At 66.4% G+C, this 23,838-nt stretch carries 22 protein-coding genes; 9 read left to right on the top strand and 13 right to left on the bottom strand.

What is annotated here, in order from left to right; genetic code table 11:
* Positions 1–5 precede the first annotated feature (5 nt).
* The 4 genes from ppk2 to AC1DYS_RS29775 all read left to right on the top strand — a co-directional run bounded on the left by ppk2 (position 6) and on the right by AC1DYS_RS29775 (position 4,192).
* Entirely contained in the window at positions 6–923 is a 918-nt protein-coding gene (gene ppk2, locus AC1DYS_RS29790) for a polyphosphate kinase 2 (RefSeq protein ID WP_477905312.1), read from the top strand.
* Between the two features lie 91 nt (positions 924–1,014).
* Positions 1,015–2,649 carry an inorganic phosphate transporter gene (locus AC1DYS_RS29785; protein ID WP_477905311.1) on the top strand — a complete coding sequence of 545 codons (1,635 nt, stop codon included), beginning with the start codon at positions 1,015–1,017 and terminating at the stop codon, positions 2,647–2,649.
* A 4-nt stretch (positions 2,650–2,653) separates the two neighbouring features.
* Positions 2,654–3,661 (top strand): transporter, encoded by a 1,008-nt coding sequence (locus tag AC1DYS_RS29780; protein WP_477905310.1) that lies wholly within the window; start codon positions 2,654–2,656, stop codon positions 3,659–3,661.
* A gap of 30 nt (positions 3,662–3,691) precedes the next feature.
* Positions 3,692–4,192: a M48 metallopeptidase family protein gene (locus tag AC1DYS_RS29775; RefSeq protein WP_477905308.1), complete on the top strand. Its 501-nt coding sequence runs from the start codon at positions 3,692–3,694 to the stop codon at positions 4,190–4,192.
* Here AC1DYS_RS29775 and AC1DYS_RS29770 read toward each other — a convergent pair.
* The 7 genes from AC1DYS_RS29770 to AC1DYS_RS29740 all read right to left on the bottom strand — a co-directional run bounded on the left by AC1DYS_RS29770 (position 4,176) and on the right by AC1DYS_RS29740 (position 11,781).
* Positions 4,176–6,680: an FtsX-like permease family protein gene (locus AC1DYS_RS29770; protein WP_477905306.1), complete on the bottom strand. Its 2,505-nt coding sequence runs from the start codon at positions 6,678–6,680 to the stop codon at positions 4,176–4,178. The genes AC1DYS_RS29775 and AC1DYS_RS29770 overlap by 17 nt on opposite strands.
* 2 nt (positions 6,681–6,682) lie before the next feature.
* Positions 6,683–7,327, bottom strand: a complete 645-nt coding sequence (locus AC1DYS_RS29765; protein WP_477905368.1) for an ABC transporter ATP-binding protein — start codon at positions 7,325–7,327, stop codon at positions 6,683–6,685.
* A gap of 1 nt (position 7,328) precedes the next feature.
* On the bottom strand, positions 7,329–8,276 hold the full coding sequence (gene miaA / locus AC1DYS_RS29760; RefSeq protein WP_477905304.1) for a tRNA (adenosine(37)-N6)-dimethylallyltransferase MiaA: 948 nt from the start codon (positions 8,274–8,276) through the stop codon (positions 7,329–7,331).
* Positions 8,273–9,496, bottom strand: coding sequence for a multidrug effflux MFS transporter (locus AC1DYS_RS29755; protein ID WP_047484208.1), 1,224 nt, complete (start codon positions 9,494–9,496; stop codon positions 8,273–8,275). The genes miaA and AC1DYS_RS29755 overlap by 4 nt, the downstream gene beginning before the upstream one ends.
* 96 nt (positions 9,497–9,592) lie before the next feature.
* Positions 9,593–10,054 carry a nuclear transport factor 2 family protein gene (locus AC1DYS_RS29750; protein ID WP_477905301.1) on the bottom strand — a complete coding sequence of 154 codons (462 nt, stop codon included), beginning with the start codon at positions 10,052–10,054 and terminating at the stop codon, positions 9,593–9,595.
* 24 nt (positions 10,055–10,078) lie between these two features.
* Entirely contained in the window at positions 10,079–10,990 is a 912-nt protein-coding gene (locus tag AC1DYS_RS29745; protein WP_477905299.1) for a polysaccharide deacetylase family protein, read from the bottom strand.
* Entirely contained in the window at positions 10,987–11,781 is a 795-nt protein-coding gene (locus tag AC1DYS_RS29740; RefSeq protein WP_477905297.1) for a putative signal transducing protein, read from the bottom strand. Before AC1DYS_RS29740 ends, AC1DYS_RS29745 begins: the two co-directional genes overlap by 4 nt.
* Positions 11,782–11,880: 99 nt before the next feature.
* On the opposite strand from AC1DYS_RS29740, the gene AC1DYS_RS29735 reads away from it, so the two are divergent.
* On the top strand, positions 11,881–12,285 hold the full coding sequence (locus AC1DYS_RS29735; RefSeq protein ID WP_477905295.1) for a PA2779 family protein: 405 nt from the start codon (positions 11,881–11,883) through the stop codon (positions 12,283–12,285).
* Positions 12,286–12,289: 4 nt separating this feature from the next.
* Positions 12,290–13,213 (top strand): PA2778 family cysteine peptidase, encoded by a 924-nt coding sequence (locus AC1DYS_RS29730; RefSeq protein ID WP_477905293.1) that lies wholly within the window; start codon positions 12,290–12,292, stop codon positions 13,211–13,213.
* Positions 13,214–13,221: 8 nt separating this feature from the next.
* Here AC1DYS_RS29730 and AC1DYS_RS29725 read toward each other — a convergent pair whose 3' ends face one another.
* From AC1DYS_RS29725 to AC1DYS_RS29710, 4 genes are all read right to left on the bottom strand, one after another.
* Positions 13,222–13,893, bottom strand: coding sequence for a 4'-phosphopantetheinyl transferase family protein (locus AC1DYS_RS29725; RefSeq protein WP_477905291.1), 672 nt, complete (start codon positions 13,891–13,893; stop codon positions 13,222–13,224).
* Positions 13,890–15,275, bottom strand: a complete 1,386-nt coding sequence (locus AC1DYS_RS29720) for a pseudouridine synthase (protein WP_477905289.1) — start codon at positions 15,273–15,275, stop codon at positions 13,890–13,892. The genes AC1DYS_RS29725 and AC1DYS_RS29720 overlap by 4 nt, the downstream gene beginning before the upstream one ends.
* Before the next feature lie 144 nt (positions 15,276–15,419).
* Positions 15,420–16,331 (bottom strand): site-specific tyrosine recombinase XerD, encoded by a 912-nt coding sequence (gene xerD, locus AC1DYS_RS29715; RefSeq protein ID WP_477905287.1) that lies wholly within the window; start codon positions 16,329–16,331, stop codon positions 15,420–15,422.
* Positions 16,332–16,520: 189 nt separating this feature from the next.
* Positions 16,521–17,492, bottom strand: a complete 972-nt coding sequence (locus tag AC1DYS_RS29710; protein ID WP_477905285.1) for a tripartite tricarboxylate transporter substrate binding protein BugE — start codon at positions 17,490–17,492, stop codon at positions 16,521–16,523.
* Positions 17,493–17,598: 106 nt separating this feature from the next.
* Between AC1DYS_RS29710 and AC1DYS_RS29705 the strand changes: the two genes are divergently transcribed.
* Entirely contained in the window at positions 17,599–18,504 is a 906-nt protein-coding gene (locus AC1DYS_RS29705; protein WP_477905283.1) for an AEC family transporter, read from the top strand.
* Between the two features lie 28 nt (positions 18,505–18,532).
* Here the strand turns inward: AC1DYS_RS29705 and AC1DYS_RS29700 are convergent, their stop codons facing one another.
* Positions 18,533–20,707 (bottom strand): TonB-dependent receptor, encoded by a 2,175-nt coding sequence (locus AC1DYS_RS29700; RefSeq protein WP_477905281.1) that lies wholly within the window; start codon positions 20,705–20,707, stop codon positions 18,533–18,535.
* 192 nt (positions 20,708–20,899) lie between these two features.
* Entirely contained in the window at positions 20,900–22,024 is a 1,125-nt protein-coding gene (gene queG / locus AC1DYS_RS29695; protein ID WP_477905279.1) for a tRNA epoxyqueuosine(34) reductase QueG, read from the bottom strand.
* A 24-nt stretch (positions 22,025–22,048) separates the two neighbouring features.
* Here queG and tsaE point away from each other — a divergent pair, with 24 nt between their 5' ends.
* Both tsaE and AC1DYS_RS29685 read left to right on the top strand, forming a co-directional pair.
* On the top strand, positions 22,049–22,516 hold the full coding sequence (tsaE, locus tag AC1DYS_RS29690) for a tRNA (adenosine(37)-N6)-threonylcarbamoyltransferase complex ATPase subunit type 1 TsaE (RefSeq protein WP_477905277.1): 468 nt from the start codon (positions 22,049–22,051) through the stop codon (positions 22,514–22,516).
* The gene (locus tag AC1DYS_RS29685; protein WP_477905274.1) at positions 22,513–23,829 is read left to right on the top strand and encodes an N-acetylmuramoyl-L-alanine amidase; all 1,317 of its coding nucleotides are present in this window, start codon (positions 22,513–22,515) and stop codon (positions 23,827–23,829) included. The genes tsaE and AC1DYS_RS29685 overlap by 4 nt, the downstream gene beginning before the upstream one ends.
* The last annotated feature ends 9 nt before the right edge of the window (positions 23,830–23,838 follow it).

Here is a 23,838-nt window from a genome sequence, read left to right as displayed (position 1 = left end):
GCGCCGTGAACACTCTCGATCCCAGCCTCATCCACCGCATCCATGAAGACCTGCGCGACAGCTACGACGAAGAGCTGGAGCTGGAGTTCGAAGACCGGGAGGTGGACCTGCTGGTCGGGGCCGACAACGAAGTGCCGGACACGCAGCGGGCCGATGCGCGCAAGACCTACTTCCGCGAGCTGTTCCGCCTGCAGGCCGAGCTGGTGAAGCTGCAGGACTGGGTGGTCAGCACCGGGCACAAGGCGGTCATCCTCTTCGAGGGGCGTGATGCAGCCGGCAAGGGCGGCGCGATCAAGCGTATCACGCAGCGGCTGAACCCGCGCGTGTGCCGTGTGGCTGCCCTGCCGGCACCGAGCGACCGCGAGCGCACGCAGTGGTACTTCCAGCGCTACATCAGCCACTTGCCGGCGGCCGGTGAAATGGTGCTGTTCGACCGCAGCTGGTACAACCGCGCCGGCGTCGAACGGGTGATGGGTTTTTGCACCGACGACCAGTATGAGGAGTTCTTCCGCTCGGTGCCGGAGTTCGAGCGCATGCTCGTGCGCTCGGGCATCCAGGTCATCAAGTACTGGTTCTCGATCTCGGACGACGAGCAGCGCCTGCGTTTTCTCGGCCGCATCCACGACCCGCTGAAGCAGTGGAAGCTGAGTCCGATGGACCTCGAATCGCGCCGCCGCTGGGAGGACTACACCCGCGCGAAAGAGGTGATGCTGGAGCGCACTCACATCGCCGAAGCGCCGTGGTGGATCGTGCAGGCCGACGACAAGAAGCGGGCGCGGCTCAACTGCATCCACCACCTGCTGAGCCAGATGCCGTACGAAGAAGTGGCGCACCCGGCCATCGAACTGCCGGAACGCCAGCGCGGCGACAACTACGCCCGCCAGCCGGCACGGCGCGAGATCGAGGTGCCGGCGGTGTACTGACGCTGAACGCGTGGCAACGCAGCCTGTGTGTCATGCCGTTGTCACGACATGAGGTGAGCATCGGTCCTTCCTTTGGGTCGGAGCTCGCACCATGAATTCAGTTACCACCAGCGCGACGACGCTGTCGGCGTCAACGCCGCCCGCCACCCCGGCTCCAGCCCGGCCGCAACTCGACCAGAAGCGCGGGCCGATGACGGCCATCATGTTCATCGGCCTGCTCGCGGTGGGCCTGTTGTTCTCGGGCTGGAGCCTCGTCTCCGACGTGACCGAGGCGGGTGGTCCCATCACCACCTACGTGCCCTACATCCTGCTCGGCGTGGCGCTGGTCATTGCGCTGGGCTTCGAGTTCGTCAACGGGTTTCACGACACGGCGAACGCCGTCGCCACGGTGATCTACACCCACTCCCTGGCGCCGAACTTCGCGGTCGTCTGGTCGGGTTTCTTCAACTTTCTCGGCGTGCTGGTGTCGAGCGGGGCGGTGGCCTTCGGCATCATCTCGCTGCTGCCGGTGGAGCTGATCTTGCAGGTAGGTTCGGGGGCCGGCTTCGCGATGGTGTTCGCGCTGCTGATCGCGGCCATCTTGTGGAACCTCGGCACCTGGTGGCTGGGGCTGCCGGCATCGTCGTCGCACACCCTCATCGGCTCGATCATCGGTGTGGGCGTGGCCAATGCACTGATGCACGGGCGCGATGGCACGAGCGGTGTCGACTGGGCTCAGGCCACCAAGGTCGGCTACTCGCTGCTGTTGTCGCCGCTGGTCGGCTTCTGCTGCGCGGCCTTGCTGCTGCTGACGCTGCGCGCCTTCGTCAAGAACAAGGCGCTGTATGAAGAGCCGCGCGGCAACCAGCCGCCGCCGTGGTGGATCCGCGGCCTCTTGATCCTCACCTGCACCGGCGTGTCGTTCGCGCACGGCTCGAACGACGGGCAGAAGGGCATGGGCCTCATCATGCTGATCCTCGTGGGTACCGTGCCGATGGCCTACGCACTGAACCGCGCGATGCCGGTGGACCAGGTGACGCAGTTCGCCGCCGTCGCGCAGGTCACGCAAGAGGCGCTGCTCAAGAGCACCACGGCAACACCGCCAGCCGAGCCGCGGCCGGTGATCTCGGAGTACGTGCGCACCAAGACACCGACGCCCGAGCTGGTTCCGGCACTGGCTTCGCTGACCGGCAGCATCGGTGCCCAGGTGAAGGCGCATGGCAGCCTGGCGCAGGTGCCTTCGGCCGCGGTTGCGAACGTGCGCAACGACATGTACCTCGCCTCCGAAGCCATCCGCTTCATCGAGAAAGACAGCACCGTGGCGCTCGACGCCGACACGAAGGCCAAGCTGAAGGCCTTCAAGAAGCAGACCGACGACGCGACCAAGTTCATCCCGTTCTGGGTCAAGGTGGCGGTGGCCATCGCACTCGGCCTGGGCACCATGGTCGGCTGGAAGCGAATCGTCGTCACTGTGGGCGAGAAGATCGGCAAGACGCATCTCACCTATGCGCAAGGCGCGAGCGCCGAACTCGTCGCGATGCTGACCATCGGCGCGGCCGACGTGTACGGCTTGCCGGTGTCGACCACGCACGTGCTGTCGTCCGGCGTGGCGGGCACGATGGCGGCCAACCGCTCGGGCCTGCAGATGTCGACCATCCGCAACCTGCTGATGGCCTGGGTGCTGACGCTGCCGGTGGCCATCGTCCTGTCGGGCACGCTCTACTGGCTGTTCTCGCACCTCTTCTGACCGGATGGAGATCACCTACGGCTCCGACAAGAACGGGCTGATTTGCGGGTACCTGTTCTCGAACGGAGTCGCCGGTGAGCCGATCGGGCTGACGGAAGCGCTCGACTGGCTTCGCCGCGAGCCGGGGCCAGACGGGGCCGGCTTCGTGTGGCTGCACTTCAACCTGAGCGACGCAGCCGCCGAAACCTGGATCGCCAAGCACCTGGGTGCCGTGGTGCCCGAGTTCTTCGAGGCGCTGCACGAAGGCTCGCGTTCGACACGCATCGAAGACGCGCACGACACCTTGGTGGCGGTGGTCAACGACGTGGCCTACGAGTTCTCGTTCGACCCGTCGGAGATCGCGACGCTGTGGCTCAACGTCGCGCCACGCTTGGCCATCAGCGCGCGCAGCCACCCGCTGCGTTCGATCGACCGGCTGCGGCAGGCGGTGAGGGACGGCTGCCGTTTCGACTCGTCGGTGGCCTTTCTCAACCGGCTGATGCACGACCAGGGCGACGTGCTGGTGCGCATCGTGCGCGAGGCGACAGTGCAGGTCGACACCATCGAAGACAGCTTTCACTTCGGGCGGCTCAAGCACAAGCGCATCGACCTCGGCAAGCTGCGGCGTGTGCTGGTGCGCCTTCAGCGCCTGCTGGCGCCCGAGCCCGGCGCGCTGTTCCGCCTTCTGCGCCACCCACCACCCTGGATCGCGACCGATGACCTAGAAGAGCTGCGCCAGGCGACCGAAGAGTTCTCGCTCATCATCCGCGACGTCTCCGAGCTGCAGGAGCGCATCAAGCTGCTGCAAGAAGAGATCGCCGCGCAGGTGAACGAGCAGACCGGCCGCAGCCTCTTCACGCTGACGGTGGTGACCGTGCTCGCCCTGCCGATCAACATCGTCGCCGGCCTTCTGGGCATGAACGTCGGCGGCATTCCTCTGGCCCAGAGCCCGCATGGCTTTCTGGTGATCGTGCTCGTCATCGCCACCTTCACCGTGCTGGCGGGCTGGCTGGCGTTTCGGCGCAGAGAGTGATTGATGGCGGTGGGGCGAGAATCCCCCGTGATGACCCCGCTCAAATACCTCACCGGCTACCCGCCGGAGCTGATCTCGCAAGTGCAATCACTGATCGCTGAAGGCCGCCTCGCCGACAGCCTGGCGAAGCGCTACGGCAGCACGCACGAGGTGCGCACCGACCGCGCGCTCTATGACTACACCATGGCACTGAAGAGCCGCTTCATGCGCAGCGCCGAGCCGCTGAACAAGGTGGTCTTCGACAACAAGCTGAAAGTGATCCAGCACGCGCTGGGCACGCACACCACGGTGTCGCGCGTGCAAGGCAACCAGCTCAAGGCCAAGCGCGAGATCCGCGTGGCCAGCCTGTTCAAGGCCACGCCTCCTGAGTTCCTGAAGATGATCGTGGTGCACGAGCTGGCGCACATGAAGGAGCGCGAGCACGGCAAAGCGTTCTATCAGTTGTGCGAGCACATGGAGCCGCAGTACCACCAGTACGAGTTCGATCTGCGGGTGTACCTGACGCTGCAGGACGCTACCAGTCTTCCTTGACCGCCAGCGCCATGTTTCGTGTGGCTGCGCCGCGCGCCGCCAGCCACGCGGTGAGCGTGCCGGCCAGCACGACCGCAGCGCAGAGCGTGGCAAGACGGCCCCATGGCAGGGCCATCTCCATGGTCCAGTGGAAGCTCTGCGGGTTGACGACCTTCACGAGCACCACGCTGACGGCCAGCCCTAGCAGCAGGCCGATCAGGGCGCCCGCTGCGGTCCACACGGCGCCTTCGGCGGCCACCACGGTGAGCACCTGAGCGCGGGTGAAGCCGAGGTGAGCCAGGAGGCCGAACTCCTTGCGGCGGGCCAGCACTTGGGCCGAGAAACTTGCCGCGATGCCGAACAGGCCGATGGCGATGGCCACCGCCTGCAGCCAATAGGTCACGGCGAAGCTGCGGTCGAAGATGCGCAGCGACAGCGTGCGCACCTGGCCGGCGGTCGCGAATTCCAGTGAGGTGCCCTCGGTATCTCCGATGGCGCGCAATGATTGTTGGACTGCGGCGAGGTCGGCGCCGGGTTGCAGCCAAAGCGCCATGTCGTTCACGCGTGTGTCGCCGGTGAGCCGTTGGTAGTCGGCGGCGTCGAGGGTGACGGCGCCGTGCTGGCGTGCGTAGTCGCGCCAAACCCCTCGCACGAACACCGTTGCGTTGCGGCCGTTCGGCAGTGGCAAAACGAAACGTGTGCCGGGCTCGGCGCCGTAGAGGCCGACCATTGCCTCGCTCACGTAGGCGGCGGTTTCGCCGCCGGGCAGCGCGCGCAGGTCGCCGATCAGCGGCAGCTCCTGCTCAGGTTGAACGAGCGGGCGCGCGATCAGTGCCACGGCCGGGCGTGTGGCCGCCATCTGCACCGAGGCCACACGCTGGGTCGTCATGCGCTGTACGCCGGGCAAGCTGGGCACGCGTTGCAGCAAGGCCGGTGGCAAGGTGACGACGTCGCCTGCGTTGCTGCTGGCGGCCGAGCGAACGTACAGGTCGGCGGGCAGCACGGTGTCAAGCCAATGCGTCATCGAATCGCGAAAGCTCGTCACCATCACCGTGAGTGCCACCGCCAGGCTCAGGCTTGCTACCACACCGGCGACGGCGATGGTGGCGGTGTGGCGCTCGTGCCGCGCGCGTTCGATGGCGAGCAGCGGCAGCGCATGGCGTGAGGGGGGCAGCGCCTTGAGCAGCCAGCCCACGCCTGCCGGCACGCAGGCGATGCCGCCGAACAGCAGGCAAGCCACCGAGAGATAAGCCGCGAGCGGAATCTCGGCCACCGGTGGTAGCAGGGCAAGTACCACGCCGACAGCCAGCAGTGCGGGGCCCAGCCAGCGGGCAGACGCGTGGCCGCGCTGATCGCCGAGGCCTTTCAAGGCTTGCGCCGGAGAGAGGCGTTGCGCAGACCGCGCCGGGACCCAGCCGCCGATCACGGCTGCCGCCACACCCAGCAGGCCGTAGATCACTGCTGCACCCGGGCTGAACTGCAAGACGGGTGCGACACCGGGGAAGTAGCCGCCACCCAGGTCGCCTGCCAGCAGCCGCAGTGCCAGTGCTGCGAGCGTTATGCCCAGCACCAGCCCCAATGCACTGCCGACGGCACCCAGCAGCGCCGATTCGGCCAGCACCAGACCCAATCGCTCCCGCCCACTCAGGCCCAGCACGCCGAGCAAGGCGAGCTGTGGCTGCCGCTTGGCGACCGAGAGCGAGAGGATGGAGAACACCAGGAATGCGCCAGTGAACAGCGCCACGAGTGCAAGCACCGTGAGGTTCACGCGGTAGGCGCGCGAGAGATTCGACACGCGCTGCGCCGCTTCATCGGGCGAGGCGGCGCGCAGGCCCTCGGGCAGCGCCAGGGCTTTCAACACGGCGGCCCGATCGGCACCCGGTTGCAGGCGCACATCGATGCGGCTCAGGCGGCCCAGCCAGCCGAAGTTCTCTTGTGCGCCGGCGATGTCCATCGCGGCCAGCGGCGGGCCGTTCGCGGCGACGCTGCCTGACACGCGCAGGTCGACGTGGCCGTTCGGCGTTTGCAATCGCGCGGTGCCGCTGGTGCCGAGGCGCTGCTGCGCTTGGGCATTCAGGAACAGTGCGGCGGGGTCGAGCAGGGCGAACCGGTCCGCACCTTCAGCGGCCCGCGGCATCAAGGACGGCGACAGCGGAGCGGCCACCAGCGCATCGATACCAACAAGTCGCAGCGCAAAACGCTGGCCTTGCGCATCGAAGGCATAGGTGTCGATCTCGACCACCGGGCTGGCCCAGGCCACCTGTGCCTGCTTCGCGACGCGTTCGTAGATCGCCTCGTCGAAACCATCGCGCTGCCCGCGGATCTCGAAGTCTGGCTGGCCATTGACCGAACGCACCGCCGCGCTGAACTCGCTGAGCGCGGACTGGTTGATGAGCTGCACCGAGAACGCGAGCGCCACGCCGAGCATCACCGCCAGCAGGGCGGCAAGATTGCGCCAGGGGTGGTGGCGCAACTCGGGCCACGACAGCTGGCGCAGCAGGCTTAACAAGATCAGCTCTCCATGCCGGCCGCGGTGAGCGTCAGCACGCGGTCCGCACGCGCTGCGGCTGTCCGCGAATGCGTGACCAGCACACAGGCGGCGCCTTGCTCACGCACCTGTGCGGCCAGCAGGTCCATCATCTTTTCGGCGGTGCCGGGGTCGAGGTTGCCGGTCGGTTCGTCGGCCAGGATGAGTTGCGGTTTGTGCACCAGAGCGCGCGCCAGGGCCACACGTTGCAGCTGCCCGCCCGACAGCGTTTGCGGCAGTCGCGGGCCGAGCCCTTGCAGGCCGACGGCGACGAGCAGCGCCTCGACGCGCGCATCATCAGGCCGACCCTGCAACAGCAGCGGCAAGCCCACGTTGTGCGCAACACTCAGGTGCGGCAGCACATGGAAGGCCTGGAACACGAAGCCCAGATGCGCTCGGCGAAACAACGCCTGCTGCGCCTCGGGCAGCGTGGTGATCTCGGTGCCGGCGATGTGCACCGAGCCGCTCGCCACGGTGTCCAGCCCGGCGATGCAGTTCAGCAGCGTCGACTTGCCGACACCCGACTCGCCGAGGATGGCGACGAACTCGCCGGCCGCCACTTGCAGGTCCACCTCGCTGAACACCGGGCTGTCGCCATACCGCTTGGCGAGCCTGTGCACCTCGAGCAGTTCAGCCAAGCTTCAGCTCCGACACGAGGCGCAGCGCAAGTGTGGTGACCTGGCTAAGCGCATCGGGCGCATCGCAGGCCACGATGTGGCGCTGCGGCATGCTGCGCAGCCAGGTGATCTGGCGCTTGGCCAGCTGCCGCGTGGCCGCAATGCCGCGTTCAGGCAGTTCGCTCTGGTCGCCTTCGACCAGAGCCTCCCAGGTCTGGCGATAGCCCACGCAGCGCATCGACGGCATGTCGGCATTCAAGTCGCCACGTGCTTCGAGTGCGATCACCTCGTCGACCAGGCCATCGTCGAGCATCTGATGGAAGCGTGCCTCGATGCGCTGGTGCAGCCACGCGCGGTCGGTCGGCTCCAGCGAGATCAGCGGCGGCGTGGCGACGGGTGCCTTCTCGCTGTGGAACGACGACAGCGGCTGGCCGCTCACGCGGTAGACCTCGAGCGCACGCTGGATGCGTTGCTGGTCAGCGGGCTTCAGGCGTGCGGCCGTCACCGGGTCGACGCGCTGCAACTCGCGGTATAGCGCGTGCAGGCCTTCGCGCTCGAGCTGGTCGCTGAGTGCCGCACGCACACCGCGGTCGGCCGCGGGCATTGCATCGAGCCCTTCGAACAGGGCCTTGAAGTACAGCATCGTGCCGCCGACGAGCAAGGGCACGTGGCCTCGCGCATTGATCTCGCCGATCAGTTGTTGTGCATCGATGACGAAGCGCGCTGCCGAATAGGCCTCGCTCGGCTCGATGATGTCGATCAAATGGTGTGGCACGCGCGCCCGCTCGGCCACGCTCGGCTTGGCGGTGCCGATGTCCATGCCGCGGTAGACCAGCGCCGAGTCGACGCTGACGATCTCGACGGGCCGCGTGGCCGCCAGCGCATCGGCGATAGCGAAGGCCGATGCCGTCTTGCCCGAGGCGGTGGGGCCGGCGAGGCACAGATAGTTGAATGAGCTCATGCGCTTGTTCTTGTTTTGGGTGAAGGGGTCGAGGTGCCGTGGGGGTCACCATGGCGCTGCACCAGCGTCCAGGCGACCAGCGCGACGCCGATGCTGAAGGCGCACACGCCCAGGGTCAGAGGGTAGACGGTGCCGTTGAGGTTGCGCCCCATCCACAGGCCCACACAGCAGGCGCTGAGCGTCATGCCGAAGCCTGAGAGCGACGCGGCCGCGCCGGCTTTCTCCGGGAAGGGGCCAACAGCGCCGGCCTGACCGCAGGGTTGGTGGATGCCGTGCCCCAGCGCGTAAAGCCACTGCGGCACCGCCACCGACCACACGCTGTGAAAGCCCAGCAGGCTCAACGCCGCCATGCCGAGCCCGCCGGCCAGCGTGAGGCCACCCCCGATGGCCACGGCGCCGCGCAAGCCACGCGCCAGCAGCAGGCGGCGGCACAAGAAGGTGCCCGCGGTGTAGGCCAGCGAGTTGGTGAGCAGGAACGCGCCGAAGCCCACTCGCGACGTGCCCAGCACCTCGATGAACACGAAGGACGAGCCCACCAGCGTCATGAAGAGCCCACCATAGGTCAGCGCCGACAGCGCGGCCCAGGCCCGGAAGGTGGGATGGCGCGCGACAGCCGCCCAGTTCTTCAGCATCGGCGCGAGCCGTGTGGCGTTGGGGTTGCGAAGCGGGATCGTCTCTTCGAAGCGCCATGCCACGAAGGCCAGTGTGGCGGCGCCGAACACCGCCAGCACGGTGAGCGCCGCATGCCAGCTGAGCCATTGCACCAAGAGGCCGCCGATCAGCGGGCTGAGCATGGCGATCACGCCCAGGCCGGTGAGTGCGCGCGACATCACCCGTGCGCCTTCGTGCGGGGCATACAGATCGCGCACGATGGAGCGGCCGCAGGTCACCGCCGCGGCCATCGCGGCGCCCTGCAAGGCGCGCCAGAAGATCAGCCACTCGATGGCGGGTGAAGCCGCGCTGAGCACGCTGGCCACCGTGTAGAGCGACAGGCCGATCAGCAGCACCGGCCGCCGCCCGAAGCGGTCCGCCAGCGGGCCGCAAACGAGCTGGCCGAAGCCGAAGCAGATGATGAGCGCCGACAAGGTGAGCTGGGCCTGCGACACCGTGGTGTGCAGGTCGCGCGTGAGCGTGGGCAGGGCCGGCAGGTAGAGGTCGGTGGTGACGGGCTGGATGCCGAGCAGCAGCGTCAGCATCACGACCACGGTGGCCGGATTCATCGCTGCTTGTGAGGTGGCTTGCGCCGCCGGAATGGGAGTCATCCGGCGAGCCTAACTGATGATTGCTTGCGCCCGCCGGCACCCGGGGTTCTGTCGCTACTTCGGCAGGGGTGACACCTGCACGCTGACGATCTTCCATTGCTCGCCATGGCGCACGTAGATGTCGATGTAGCGGTAGTGGGTGCTGAACGGCTTGCCCTGGTAGCTGCCGGTCATGCGGGTGCGGCCGCTGAGCAGCGCCACGTTGCCGTAGAGGCGCACATCGAAATCTTCGATGGTGTACGGGTCGATCTGCAGATCGGAGGATGTGAGGTCTTCGACGAACGAGGCCTTGGTTTCGACGTTGCCGCGGCTGTCGATCTGGCGGAAGTCGTCGGCCATGTTGGCCTCGATGGCCGCGCGGTCCTTGCGGACGATGGCCTTGTCCCACAGGTCAGCTTGCGCGGTGAGCTTGGCGACGAGCTGAGCGCGGTCATCGGCGGCAGGCGGCAGCGCGCAGGCCTGCAACAGCATGGCCAGGAATGCGGTGGCGACAAGCGGCAAACGGAGGAAGGCCATGGCAGGTCCTGTGAGAGGTGTGCGCTACAGCCCGAGCGCATCCAGGGTGGTTTGTTCGTACACGCTGTCTTCGGCCGGATACCGGAGCCCGATCCGCTGGGCTTGCTTCGCCAGTGACCAGACGATGCTTTCGCCGGCCGGCAGGGTGCTCGGCTTCTCGGTGTAGAGCGGGTCTCTGAATGCCTCGGCGGGGCTGACGATCTTCCAGCCCTTGGACTTGAACATCGCGATGACGGCGGGCAGGAAGGCGGCATTGAGGGCGTTGGTGTGCAACAGCATCACGTGCACCGGGCTGCGGCCGAGCAGCTCGCGCGCCAGATGCTCGTAGTAGTTGGCCCGGTCCAGCAGGTGGGCGAGATAGGCCTTGCGGAAGAGGGCCGGGTCGTCGTCTGCGTGGGTGCTGCGCCACTTGAGGAAGCGGTCGTCGTAGTACCAGTCGCTCGTCACGATGCTGACGGGCGCCGGCTCATAACCCTTCGCGCCCATCCAATCGCGGATGCCGTCGCGCTTGGCGGGGGTGTCGCCTTCCTGCAGGTACGGGAAGCGCAGGCGCGGCACCCAGCCCGGCAGCGACCGGAACATCTCGTCGGCCAGCATCACATCGGCCGCGAAGTTCTCCAGGCTCATCTTCTTCGAGCCCAGGCCCTGGTGCGAGTAGCTGTGGTTGCCGATGGCGTGGCCGCGTGCGGACCAGTCGGCGACGAGCTTCATGCCCTCGGTGCTGCCGACGATCTTGCCGGCCGGGAACAGCATCGCTTTCACGTTCTCGGCCGCCAGGGCCGCCAGCAGTTGGCTGTTCCACTGGCTTGCCTGGGCCTGCGTGCGAGGGTCAAGCCCGTCGTCGAAGGTGAAGCTCAGCGTTTGCGCTCGCAGCCACCCTGGCAGCAGCAAGGCCGTGACGGCGAGGGCCGTCAGAAGGTGCCGTCGCAGCGTCATTGCGGCGGGCCGAGCGGCTCAGTGCGCAGCAGTTCCTGGATCGGCGAATACGTCAGGCGCGTGTCCAGCTTGCCGTCGTTGTCGGTGTCGACCTCGGCGGTGACCACGCTGCCGAGCACGAAGTGCTCCACGCGAACCGGCAGGCCGGTGCTGGCGTTGATGTATTCGGTGGACTGGATGACGCCGTTGACGAAGTACGACTTGAGGTCGGGCAGGCCGTCGCCACTGGTGTCGACCTCGCTGCGGTCGACGTTGCCGTTCTTGTAGTGGTAGTGGGTTTCGAAGCTGCCGTCGAAGTTGTCGTCGGCGTCGGCCGACTCGGTCTGGCCGGCCGCATTGAAGTGGATGACGTAGTCGATCTTGCCGTCGAAGTTGCGGTCGACCTTGGTCTCGAGCAGCGTGCCGCTGGGCGAGAGCGTGCAGCGCTCGTCGAGCACGCCGTCGCTGTTGTAGTCGATGCCGTCCCCTGAGGCGGGCGCACGAAGAAAGGCCGAGGTTCCCGCCACGCCGACCACGAGGCCGCACAGGGCCATGAACAGCCCGCTGGACGGGCGCCTGGGCGGTGAGGGCGTCTTCTCGATGGCTGTGGCCTCCCAGCGCGCGATGGCGGCCTTGGCGCGTTCGTAGTCCTCGTCGTCGACCACCAGCCGCACCAGGCCGCCGGCCGGCAACTCGCCCACGGCGCCGGGCAGGAATTCGCCGTGCACGTGGGCTGGGATCTCCTGCTGGCGCAGTACGTCCTGCAGCATGTGGGCTTCGACGGCGCTGGAGGCTTCAAACACGGTTTTCATGGGTGCGTCACTCTGCCATAGCCGAGCGCGATTCCTTCGAACTTCTTCTTGCCGTTGGCATTGCTACGATTCGTTCCATTTCCCGTTCAGGAGCAGTTCGTGGCAAGAACCCGTCGTCTCATCGCCCTCTGTGTCGCGGCTTGCGTCAGTTTTTCGGGCCTCGTGCAGAGCGCGGGCGCCGCTGGTCTCATCAGCGCCGAGCAGGTGGCCGCGAGCGCGGGCCTGCGCACTGCCGCCGACCGCCGCGCCCAGGTGCTGGCCACACTGGAGCGCTCTGACGTGGCCGCGTCGCTGGCCGAGCGCGGTGTCAGCGTCGACGAGGCTAAGGCGCGCGTGGCCGCACTGACCGATGCGGAAGTTACTCAGCTCGCGACCGAGATCGACAAGGCACCGGCTGGCGCGGGCGAGTTGATCGGCAGCGTCGTCATCGTGCTGGTCATCCTGATGTTCACCGACATCTTCGGCTACACCCACATCTTCCCGTTCATTCATTCCAATCGTTGAACGCGTGCTGATTCGCTGCGCGTTGCTGGTCGCGGCCTTGCTTGGGTTGCCGGGCTGCGCTGTGCAGACCGCAGCGTTGAAGGCGGCGCCGCCGGGGGACCTGCCGCGCCGGGCCGAGCTCGTGGCGACGCCGTTCTTTCCCCAAACTGAGTACCGCTGCGGCCCGGCGGCGCTGGCCACGGCGCTGGGAGCCATTGGCGTGCAAGCCGTTCCAAGCGCGCTCGCCGACGAGGTGTTCCTGCCGGCGCGCGGCGGCAGTCTGCAGACGGAGATGCTGGCCGGTGCACGCAGGCACGGGGCGGTCGCGACGCTGGTCCCCGGCACGCTCGAAACTGTGCTCCGTGAAGTGGCCGCCGGCCATGTGGTCGTGGTGTTGCAGAACCTCGGCCTGAGTTTTGCGCCGCTGTGGCACTACGCGGTGGTGGTTGGCTATGACATCGACGCCTCGGAGGTCGTGATGCGGTCCGGTACGACGCAGCGCGAGACGATGCCGCTGCGTACCTTCGARCACACCTGGGGGCGGTCGGGCTTCTGGGCATTTGCGGCGCTCCAGCCCGGCGAGTGGCCGGTGAGCGCGCAGCCGGCTGCCGCCGTGGAGGCCGCCGTCGGCTTTGAACGCAGCGCCACGCCGGCGCAAGCGCTGCTCATGTACGAGAGTGCCATGAAGCGTTGGCCCGGCGAACTCGCACTCGACATCGGCCTGGGCAATGCGGCCTACGCGATTGGCGACAAGCGCCGCGCGGCCGATGTGTTTCGCGCCGCGGCCGAGCGGCACGGCAGTGGTGCCGCCTGGGTGAATCTGGCAACCGTGTTGATGGAGCTGGGGCAGAACGACGATGCCACTGCGGCTGCACGGCGTGCGCTGACGGACCCGCAGTGGGCGGCGCAGGCGAGCGACCTGCTGGCGCGCCTCGAGGCTGGCCGTTGATCCGCGCGCTACAGCCTGCTTTCCTCCAGCAGCCAAGCCAGCGCTAGCACGCAGCCGTCGACCTCGGGCAGTGACTCGACGTGCATGGTCGCCGTGCCTGTTGGCGTGGGCATCGTCACGCACCGTGGCGCGATCTCGGACCCGGCTTCGAAGCAGTCGGCTGCAATCGAGAAGCCGCTGCCCACGGCCTTGAGGCAGGCTTCTTTGCGCGTCCAGATGCGCAGGAAGACGAGGTCGCGCTGCTCGGGCGGTGCATTCAGCACCTGCTGGTGTTCGGTGGGCGTGAAGTTGCGCTCGGCCAGCGCGATGGCGTCGTTGACCGGCCGCAGCACCTCGACGTCGACGCCGATTTCGCCGCTTGGTGCGACGGCAATCAACGCCACATCGTCGCTGTGGCTCATGTTGAAGGCGCAGGCTGCGTTCGCCAGCGCCGGCTTGCCGAACGGGCCTTCGGTGAAGCGCTGATCGACGGCTGTCACGCCGGTGCATTCGGCGAGCGTTTCTCTCAGCGCCACATGCGATGCAAAGTAGCGCCGCTTGAGATGCTCGAAGGCAAAGCGCTGCGCACGCGTTCGCTCTGCTTCCGACAGGCTGGCGATGCCGGCTGCCGAGGGCACTGCGTCGAGCGTGACCATCCACAGACGCACCGGTGCCGGGGCGGGCAACGGCCGTCGCGTCATGGTGTTGGCGTGGGGACCTCGGCGAAGCGCTCGTCGCCGCGCAAGTAGCGCCATTGGCCAGGCGGCAAGTCGCCCAGCATCACCTGGCCGATGCGCACGCGCTTGAGGCCCAGCACCTTCAGGCCCACGAGTTCGCACATGCGGCGGATCTGGCGTTTCTTGCCCTCGCGCAGCACGAAGCGCAGCTGGTCGTCGTTGACCCACTCCACCTGCGCCGGGCGCAGCGCCTCGCCGTCGAGCTCCAGGCCGTGGTTGAGCAGGGCGAGCTGGCTGTCGGGCAACGCGTTGCCGTCGAGTGTGTTGACTCGTACGAGGTACTCCTTCTCGACTTCGCTCTCGTCGCCGATCAGCTGCTTGGCAATGCGGCCGTCTTGCGTGAGCACCAGCAGGCCGACGGAGTCGATGTCGAGCCGGCCGGCCGGTGCCAGCCCGCGCATGTGGCTGTGCAGGAAGCGGATGCCGGAGCGGTCTTCGCGCCACTGGTTCTGAGGCGTGACCAGCACCGAGGCGGGCTCGTAGCCGTCTTCGGCCTGGCCGCTGACGTAGCCGACCGGCTTGTTTATCAGCACCGTGACCTTCATCGCCTGGGCATTGCGTGCCTTGGCGTCGATGGTGATGTGCTGGCCCGGCAGCACGCGTGAACCCAGCTCGCTGACTACGCGGCCGTCGACGCGCACCCAGCCCTTGGGGATCCACTCGTCGGCTTCGCGACGAGAGGCGATGCCCAGCTCGCTCATGCGCTTGGACAGGCGCATGGTGCCCGGCTGCTCGGGGTGGAACGGGCCTTCGTCGTCGTCATCGTCGTGGGAGTGACGTGAAGGCCGTGAAGGTGGGCGCTGGGGTGCGGGCTTGCGCGGTGCCGGCCCGTGGTTGCGCGGCCCGAAGGCGGTGTTACCGCCGCTGGGTGCGGCTGGCCGCGAGCGTGGGGCGTCGCGGGCATCGCGGCGGGGCGCGGGTCCGCGGCCGTCGTCGCGCGGACCGTTGTAGGGGGCCGGCGCCGGGCCGCGTGGGTCTCTGCGTGTCTCTTGTCGGGCATCTTGCCTTGCCCCTTGCCGCGGATCATCGCGCCCCTGGCGCTGGGGTGCGAAAGACGGCTCGGCATTCGTGCGGCGACGCGGATCCGGCGCTCGGTCATCACGCCGAGGCGGGCGGGTTGCGGCGCCTTGCTCGTCGCGGCGGACGAAATTGCTTGGCGGTTTGTCGCCGAAGCGCTGTCGCAGCTGCTCCTGGTAGCGCGCCTCGCGTTCGGCCCGCGAGGCTTGCGCTTCGGCCAGCGTAGGGCGCTTCTTCACGCCCGAGGTGCTGCCGCGTACCGGCGCGCGCTCGGGTTTGGCGGGGGCAGAGCGTGGGCCGGCGGGCTTTTTCAGTTTCAGCGTGGCCATGGTGGTGTCGTTTCAGTTGCGCTCTGGAGGTGGCAACCGCGATTGGAACATGCTGCTGTGACCCGTCGCCAGCTGCAGGAGTTCAGGCCGCCGGTTCGAACAGCTCGCGCGCTGCCCGTGGCAGCTGGTTCCGAGGGAGGCGAGTCAGCCGCGCGGGTGGTGCTGTGCGTGCAGCGACTTCAGCCGCTCGCGGGCCACGTGGGTGTAGATGGTGGTCGTGGAGATGTCGGCGTGGCCGAGCAGCATCTGCACGGCGCGCAGATCGGCACCGTGGTTCAGCAGGTGCGTCGCGAAGGCGTGCCTGAGCGTGTGCGGAGACAGAGGCACGGCCACGCCGCCTTGCAGCGCATGCTTCTTGATGAGTTGCCAGAACATCTGCCGCGTCATCGGGCCACCGCGGTTCGTGACGAAGAGCGCGTCGCTCGCTTGCCCGTGCAGGATGGTGGCGCGCGATTCGGCCAGGTAGCGGGTCAGCCACGAATGGGCTTCTTCACCGAATGGTACGAGCCGCTCCTTGGCGCCCTTGCCGGTGACGCGCAGCACGCCCTCCGACAAGCTCAGGTGCACGCTCTTCAGCGTGACGAGCTCGCTCACGCGCAGCCCGCTCGCATACATCAACTCGAGCATGGTGCGGTCGCGCAGGCCCAGCGGCGTATCGACGTCGGGCGCGTTGAGCAGCGTCTCGACCTGCGCTTCGCTCAGCAGCTTGATGCTGCGCGGCTGCTGCTTGGCGCTGAGCAGCTTCAGCGTGGGGTCGACCTGCAGAAGATGCTCGCGCAGCGCCCAGCGAAAGTAGCGCTTGAACACGGTGAGCCGCCGGTTCGAGCTGGTGGTCTTGGTGCCGGCATGCCGCGCCACGGCATAGGCGCGGAGGTCGCTCTCGGTGGTGGCGTCGAGCGGCTTCTCGGCGTTTTGCGCGAGCCAATGAGCGTACAGCGTCAGGTCACGCCGGTAGGCCGCGAGCGTGTTGGCCGAGAGGCCGTCCTCGATCCAGAGGGCGTCGATGAAGCGGTCAATGGACTGTTGGCTGGTGGTGGTCAGTTCGGGCTCGGCCATGTGTTCATGATCGCACCTGAATTCGTCTACACGGGCCCAGGGCTCGGTACTTCAGCAGGGCGGGCTGTGAGCATCCGAAAGCTCAGCCAGCGCAGCGAAGCGTGACAGAGCAACATCCGCGGAGCCGGCTTTGCCGGTCCGCTGGATGGCGCCCCTCGGGGGCAGGAGCGCAGCGACTGGGGGGCCGTTCTAATCCAGCTGCAGCTTCTGCTGCACGACGACCTTCTTGTAGACCTCGTACTCGGCCTTGATCTGGTCGGCGAACTGCTCGGGCGTGTTGGCCACGATGAGTGAGCCGGTGTCTTCGATGCGCTTCTTCACGGCCGGGTCTTCGAGCGTCTTCTTCACCGAGCTGTTGACCTTGTCGACGACTTCCTTCGGCAGGCCCTTCGGTCCGTAGATGCCGTAGTAGGCCATGCGGTTGACCCCTTCGAGGCCGACTTCCTTGAAGGTGGGCACGTTGGGCAACACGGCGAGGCGCGTGGGTGCGGCGACGACGATGGCGATCAGGCGGCCGTCCTTGATGAAGGGCAGGGCCGAGGGCAGGTTGTCGAAGATCATCGGCACTTGGCCGGCTACGGTGTCGTTGAGGGCAGGGCCTGCGCCGCGGTACGGGATGTGCGTGACGAAGGTGCCCGAGAGGTTCTTGAAGAGCTCCATCTGCAGGTGGCCGATGCCGCCGGTGCCCGAGCTGCTGAACGAGTATTTGCCGGGGTTCTTCTTGAGCTCGGCGAGAAAGCCCTTGTAGTCGCGCGCCGGGAAGCTCGGGTGCACGGCAATCACGTTCGGCGTGGCCGCGATGTTGATGATGGGCGTGAAGTCCGTGATCGGGTTGTACGGGATCTTCGGGTTGATGGCCGGGTTGGCCGCGGTGGTCGACACGGTGGCCACGCCGAGCGAGTAGCCGTCGGGGGCAGACTTGGCGATTTCGTTGGCGCCGATCGAGCCGCCGCCACCGGCCTTGTTCTCCACGATCATCGTCTGCCCCAAGGCCACGTTGATCTTTTCAGAGACCACGCGGGCCACGATGTCGGTGGTGCCGCCGGGTGCAAACGGCACCACCAGCCGCACGGGCTTGGTCGGGTAGGCCGATTGAGCCCACACGGCAGGAGCCCCGGCTGACAAGGCGAGGGCGGTGGCGAGAAGGGTTCTGCGGTGCATGCTGTCTCCTGGCAATGGTTGATACGACTTGGGCGCATGCTGCCCGTCCGGCGACGTGCTGGCGAGTGTGGAAACTACGCAGCAACTCGGCTGGCACACTCAGGTCATGTCGAATGGTCTCTTGTTGCTGCCGGATTTTCTGTTGATCGTATGCGGCTTCGTACTGTGCCGCTACACAGCACTCGACCGGCCCGTGTGGGAAAGCGCCGAGCGCCTGGTGTACTACCTGCTGTTCCCGGTGCTGCTGTTCAACTCGATCGTCAAGAGCCCGCTGCAGCCGGCACAGACGCTTGACCTCGCGTTGTGCGGCATCGGCATCATGCTGTGCGGCGTGGCATTGGCCTACGCGTTGCGGCTGGTCCCCCGCGTGGACGCACGCCTGCACAGCTCGGGCGCACAGATCGTGTTCCGCTTCAACTCATTCATTGCGCTCGCCTTGGCCGAGCGTCTCGGTGGCCCGCAGGGTGTCGCCTGGATGGCATTGATCATTGCCTTGTGCGTGCCCATCGCCAACATCGCAGCGGTGTGGCCGCTGGCCCGGCAGGGCGGCCATTCGTATGCGCGAGAGCTCGCGCGCAACCCACTGATCCTGAGCACGGCGGCCGGTCTGCTTGCCAATTTTGCCGGGCTGCAGTTTCCCGAGGCGGTGTCGACGACCTTGCAACGCATCGGCGTGACCGCGTTGCCGATCGGCCTGATGGCCGTGGGTGCCGGCTTGCGACTGGGAGGCCTGCAACGCGGGCCGCGCCTGGCGGCCGTACTGCTGATGCTGCGCCACCTGGTGCTGCCCGTCATCGCGATCGGGCTGACCTTGCTGCTGGTGTTGCCACCCGCGCAGCGGCACATCATCGTGCTGTTCGCGGCGCTCCCCACGGCGTCCAGCGCTTACGTGCTGGCTTCACGCATGGGCGGCGACGGCTCCTATGTTGCGGGGCTCGTCACCTTGTCCACCTTGGTGGGCATGGTGAGCGTCCCGTTTTGGTTGGCGGTGATAGAGCGCCTGCCGCTTTGATAAGACGGCAGGCGTCTACAAACGGCGCTTAGAACGCCGCTCTGAACTGCACCCCGAAGGTCCGCGGATCGTTGATGAAGCCAGTCAGGTTGTTGAAGTCGATGGCGCCGACGGCGACGATCTTGTTGGTGATGTTGCGACCGAAGGCGGCCACTTCGTACTTGCCGCCATCCCAGTTGTAGCCGATACGCAGGCCACCGGTCAGCAAAGGCTTGCCGGTGAATTCGGCTGCCTCGTAGAGGAGAAAGTTGACCTTGCTGCGATAGGCCCAGTCGGTGTAAACGAAGACCTCGCCGCCGTTGCCGACGGGCATGCCGTAGCGCGCAGTGACGTTGGCGATCCACTTAGGCGCCTGCGGCAGCGGATTGCCGTCGATGTAGTACTGGCCGCCACCGGCCGACGGGTTCGTCACCGTGCAAGGCGCGCCGCAAGCCGCGACTGTCAGATTCGGGTCCTTGATCTTGGTGTCGTTGTAGCTGCCACTGAAGGTGACAAGGAAATTCTCAGTCAAGTACGCATCGAGGTTCATTTCGAAGCCTTGACCGATCGCCTTATCGGCCACCTTGAGCGTGTTCGAGTTGCCAGCGCCACCCACTTCGGTGAGTTGCAAATCCTTGACGTCGTAGCGGAAGACAGTGAAGGAGGCACGGGCGCGACGATCGAACAGATCGGCTTTCACGCCGGCCTCATAGGACGTCGTGTTTTCCTGCCCGGCAATGGACTGCGGACCAAATGCCGAGGCAGGCTGCACACTGGAGCCGCGATAGCCGGTGGCGACCCGGGCATAGATGTTGGTATCGGGTGTCAGCTTGTAGATGGTGCTCAAGTCCCCGGTGGGCTTGGAATCGCTCAGGTGGGCCGTGGTGCCGTTGCTGGTGTTGATTCCAGCGGTGGCGTCACTGTCGAGGTCTTTCTTGTCTCGCGTGTAGCGCAAGCCGGCACGCATGCTGAGGTCGGAGGTGATGTTGTACCTCAATGAGCCGAAGGCGGCCCAGGAGGTGCTCTTCTGCTCATCAGTCAGCAAGCTGGTCTGCGGATTTCCCGCAGCGAGGCTGTTATAGCCATAGCTGTTGGAGATGAACTTCTCGTTGAAGTAGTAGAGGCCGGCCTGCCAGTTGAGCGGCGCCTTGTATTGCGACTCGACGCGGAACTCCTGAGTGAACTGGCGGTGGCCATGCAGGCCGCCCGCAGTTTCTGACGGGAACGCCACCGTTTGCCCTGGCACCACGGGTGTGCCGAAGTAGGGTCCGGAGCTGCCATCAATGTCACCGCGGCTGAAGGTGTGAACCGTCTCGAAGCCCGTGATCGAATTCAGCGCGTAGTCACCGAAGTTCCAACGCAGGCGTGCGCTGCCGCCGTAGCTCTGAATGTCCTGCTCGTTGACACCATCGGTCGACACTTTGGTCTCGTCGAAGCCGTCAACCAGATCGTTGGTGCCGGGCTTGAAGATGTTGGCGCGGAATACGCGTGCTGTGCCCTTGAGGTTGCGGGCATGGGTGTTGAACAGGGCGCTGAAGTCTCCGGTGGGCTTGTAGAGCGCCTGCACGCGCAATGCAGCGTCGTTGTAGCCTTCCATTTCCTGGGTGGGGCCGTTCGGGTTGGTGTTGTCGACCCAGTCGTCGCGGTACTGGTTCATCACGGCCACGCGCGCGGCCCACTGGTCACTGATCGGGATGCTCTTGGCGGCTTCGATGTTGGTGGTCTTGAAGGTGCCGAACGAGAAGCTGCCGAAGCCGTCGGTAGCGCCGATGCTCGGTGCTACTGAGTCGAACTTGACGACGCCACCCGGTGTGTTGCGGCCGAACAGGCTGCCTTGCGGGCCGGCCAGCGACTCCACGCGAGCCAGGTCGAAGATCGGGAAGCCCTTGAGCAGAGGGCTCTCCTGCACCACGTCGTCATAGACGAGCGAGACCGGCTGCGATGCGTTCGGGCGGAAGTCGGTGTTGCCGTAGCCGCGCATGTAGAAGCGCGGGAAGGCACGGCCGAATGAAGATTCGATGTTCAGGCTGGGCACGCGGCCAGACAGAACGCGGATGTCTTCGCCCGAGGAGTTGATGATGTCGAGCTTTTCGCCACTGAGCGTGGAGACTGACGAGGGCACGTCTTTCACGTTCTCAGCACGGCGCTCGGCCGTGACGATCACGCGCTCCAGAACCCCAGTGTTGGGAGCCGCCTGTGATGCCGCGGCGTCGGGAGCCTTCACCTCCTGAGCCTGTGCCGAAAGACCGGCAAGGGCCAAGCTGATCAAGAAGGGGAGGCGTTTAACTGCCAAACGTTTGCTGGAGGGTGACAGAACAGCCGGCTGGTGAGGCATGAGAGCATCCTTGGGTTGAGTTGTGTGCACCGGTTGCAACTGCTATGCCACCGACCGCCGACAATCGTGCACCAAAACCCATCACCTCAGCGATGCGGCAGCGTCGTTTTGGGTGTTCAGCGCCCAGTCGATGTGCTCGCGCAACAGCTCACTCGCGCCATCGAGTGCCTGGTGTAAACCCTGGGACAAGAGCTCGCGGTGGTCGACTTCAGCGGACCGCAACGCATTGCCCATCGCCACAGCCAGATTGCGCCGCCAGCGTTGGTAGCCGATGCGCCGGATGGGACCGCCTTCGGTGTACCGCAAGAAATCATCCTCCGACCACGCCCAGAGCTGCAGCAGCGTTGCATGCGTCAGCGGCTCGCGCGTGTCGAAGTCGGGCAGGGTGCTGCGTTGCGCGTACTTGTTCCAGGGGCAGGCAAGCTGGCAGTCGTCACAGCCGTAGATGCGGTTGCCCATGGCAGCGCGCAGTTCTTCAGGGATGGGGCCGTCGTGCTCGATGGTCAGGTAGGAGATGCAGCGCCGTGCATCCACGCGGTAAGGTGCCACGATGGCCTGCGTCGGGCAGACGTCGATGCAGGCGCTGCAGCTGCCGCAATGCGAAGTCACCGGCTCCGACAGGGGCAGTGGCAGATCGATGTAGATCTCGCCCAGAAAGAAGGTGGAGCCTGCCTCACGGTGCAGCGCCAATGTGTGCTTGCCGCGCCAGCCGATGCCGCTGCGCGAGGCGAGTTCCACTTCAAGCACGGGGGCGGAGTCCGTGAACACCCGGTGACCGAAGGGCCCCACCGCCTGCGCCAGCCGTTCGGCCAGCTTCTGCAAACGCGATCGCAAGACCTTGTGATAGTCGCGCCCACGGGCGTACATCGAGATGCCGGCTTGCGACGGATCGGCGATGCCTTTCCACTCGATGGCCTGCCAGTCGTCGGGCGTGTGTCGCGGCAGGTAGTCCATGCGGGCGGTGATCACGCGGACGGTCCCCGGCACCAGCTCGGCCGGCCGAGCGCGCTTCACGCCATGGGTCGCCATGTAAACCATGCTGCCGTGAAAGCCGTTGTTCAACCACGCCAGCAGACCAGGCTCCGCCGAAGACAAATCGACATCGGCCACACCGATCTGGGAAAATCCCAGCGCCTTGGCCCACTCGCGCAGACTTGTCACCAGCTCGAGCAGGCCCTCTTCATTCAACTCGCGAGCAACCGTCATTTGTCGATTCTAGGAACTCGCACCGTGCATTGGGCCAACGAGGCCGCTTGTACCGCCACCGCCTCGGTGCTGGCGCAGAGGCCAGCGCTTCGCGAAGCCTTCATCGAACTGCATGGGACGCTCGGGGCCGGCAAGACCACCTTCGTGCGGCATCTGCTGCAGGCCCTGGGCGTGCAGGGCCGAATCAAGAGCCCGACCTATGCCGTGATGGAGTGGTACGAGTTGCCGGGCCTGAATGTCTCGCACTTCGATTTCTACCGCTTCAAGGATCCGCAGGAGTTCGAGGACGCAGGCTTTCGTGATGTGTTCGCGAGCCCCGGCCTAAAGCTGGCCGAATGGCCCGAGCAGGCAGCCGGACTTTTACCAACGCCAGACCTGCGCATGGAACTCATTCCGCTGGATGGAGACGAACGCCGGGTGACATTCGATGCCCTCACGACCCGCGGCTTGGCGCTGCTGCCCGACGCAGAGCCGGCGGGTACGTCTTCATGAAGCGGCGTGACGCCTTGCGAGGCATGGGTGGCCTGGCCTTGCTGCTGGGCGCACATGAACTGGCCTTCGGCGCCAGCATCGTTGCCGTCCGCGTGTGGCCTGCCGCTGACTACACACGGGTCACGCTGGAGTCGGACACGCCCTTGTCGCTCAAGCACTTCATGGCCGACAACCCGCAGCGCCTGGTGATCGACATCGATGGTCTGGAATTGAGCCCGACCTTGCGCGAGTTGGTGGGCAAGGTGCGCTCCGACGATCCGTTCATCGAGGGCGTGCGTGTTGGCCAGAACCAGCCGCGGGTGGTGCGCCTGGTGATCGACCTCAAGCAGGCCACGGCGCCACAGCTCTTCACGCTGGCCCCGGTGGCGGCTTACCAGCACCGTGCGGTGTTCGATCTGCACCCCACACACGAACGCGACCCCCTGCGTGCGCTGGTTCAGGACAAGGCCCAGGCCGAGCAGAAGGCGGCACAAGCGGTGCAGGACGCGCTCGGCGAGTTCATCGACAAGATGAATGCGCCTCCCGTTCCGGGGCGTGCGGCGGCTTCGGCACCTCCGCCTGTGGCGGCAGCCTCTGCGCCGCCAATCACGCAGTCGCGCATCGACCGCTTGATCATCGTCGCGCTCGACCCTGGGCACGGTGGCGAAGACCCCGGCGCCACGGGACCCACCGGCTTGCGAGAAAAAGACGTCGTGCTGGCCGTCGCGCTCAAGCTGCGCGACAGCATCAACGCCATTCCTGGCATGCGCGCGATGCTGACGCGCGACGCTGATTTCTTTGTGCCACTGCAAGAGCGGGTCCGCAAGGCGCGTCGGGTGCAGGCCGACCTGTTCGTCTCGATCCATGCCGACGCGTTCTTCAAGCCGCATGCACGTGGGGCGTCGGTCTTTGCCTTGTCGCAAGGCGGCGCTACGAGCAGCGCAGCGCGCTGGATGGCCGACAAGGAAAACGCTGCTGACCTCGTGGGTGGCGTCAACATCAAGGCGAAGGACGCGACGGTGCTGCGCACCTTGCTTGACATGAGTACGACAGCGCAGATCAAGGACAGCCTGAAGCTAGGCGGCGAGGTGCTGGGGCAGATCCGCAAGGTGGGCTATCTGCACAAGGGCAGCGTCGAGCAGGCGGGTTTCGCCGTGCTGAAGGCGCCCGACGTGCCGTCGATCCTGGTCGAGACGGCCTTCATCTCCAACCCAGAAGAGGAGAAGAAGCTGCGCAGCGACGAGTACCGCGATCAGCTGGTCGACGCGCTGACCTCGGGCATCAAGCGCTACTTCGCGAAGAACCCGCCGCTGGCGCGGCAGCGCCAGCTCTGAGCTTCGGCC

The organism is Rhizobacter sp. P2_G4 (assembly GCF_056403575.1).
This window is presented reverse-complemented; position numbering and strand designations above follow the sequence as displayed.

Coding starts and splice junctions, on each gene's coding strand:
- AC1DYS_RS29785 (WP_477905311.1), top strand. CDS start 1,015: ATGAATTCAGTTACCACCAGCGCGACGACGCTGTCGGCGTCAACGCCG.
- AC1DYS_RS29780 (WP_477905310.1), top strand. CDS start 2,654: ATGGAGATCACCTACGGCTCCGACAAGAACGGGCTGATTTGCGGGTAC.
- AC1DYS_RS29775 (WP_477905308.1), top strand. CDS start 3,692: ATGACCCCGCTCAAATACCTCACCGGCTACCCGCCGGAGCTGATCTCG.
- miaA (WP_477905304.1), bottom strand. CDS start 8,276: ATGAGCTCATTCAACTATCTGTGCCTCGCCGGCCCCACCGCCTCGGGC.
- AC1DYS_RS29755 (WP_047484208.1), bottom strand. CDS start 9,496: ATGAATCCGGCCACCGTGGTCGTGATGCTGACGCTGCTGCTCGGCATC.
- AC1DYS_RS29750 (WP_477905301.1), bottom strand. CDS start 10,054: ATGGCCTTCCTCCGTTTGCCGCTTGTCGCCACCGCATTCCTGGCCATG.
- AC1DYS_RS29745 (WP_477905299.1), bottom strand. CDS start 10,990: ATGACGCTGCGACGGCACCTTCTGACGGCCCTCGCCGTCACGGCCTTG.
- AC1DYS_RS29740 (WP_477905297.1), bottom strand. CDS start 11,781: ATGAAAACCGTGTTTGAAGCCTCCAGCGCCGTCGAAGCCCACATGCTG.
- AC1DYS_RS29725 (WP_477905291.1), bottom strand. CDS start 13,893: ATGACGCGACGGCCGTTGCCCGCCCCGGCACCGGTGCGTCTGTGGATG.
- AC1DYS_RS29720 (WP_477905289.1), bottom strand. CDS start 15,275: ATGGCCACGCTGAAACTGAAAAAGCCCGCCGGCCCACGCTCTGCCCCC.
- xerD (WP_477905287.1), bottom strand. CDS start 16,331: ATGGCCGAGCCCGAACTGACCACCACCAGCCAACAGTCCATTGACCGC.
- AC1DYS_RS29710 (WP_477905285.1), bottom strand. CDS start 17,492: ATGCACCGCAGAACCCTTCTCGCCACCGCCCTCGCCTTGTCAGCCGGG.
- AC1DYS_RS29705 (WP_477905283.1), top strand. CDS start 17,599: ATGTCGAATGGTCTCTTGTTGCTGCCGGATTTTCTGTTGATCGTATGC.
- queG (WP_477905279.1), bottom strand. CDS start 22,024: ATGACGGTTGCTCGCGAGTTGAATGAAGAGGGCCTGCTCGAGCTGGTG.
- AC1DYS_RS29685 (WP_477905274.1), top strand. CDS start 22,513: ATGAAGCGGCGTGACGCCTTGCGAGGCATGGGTGGCCTGGCCTTGCTG.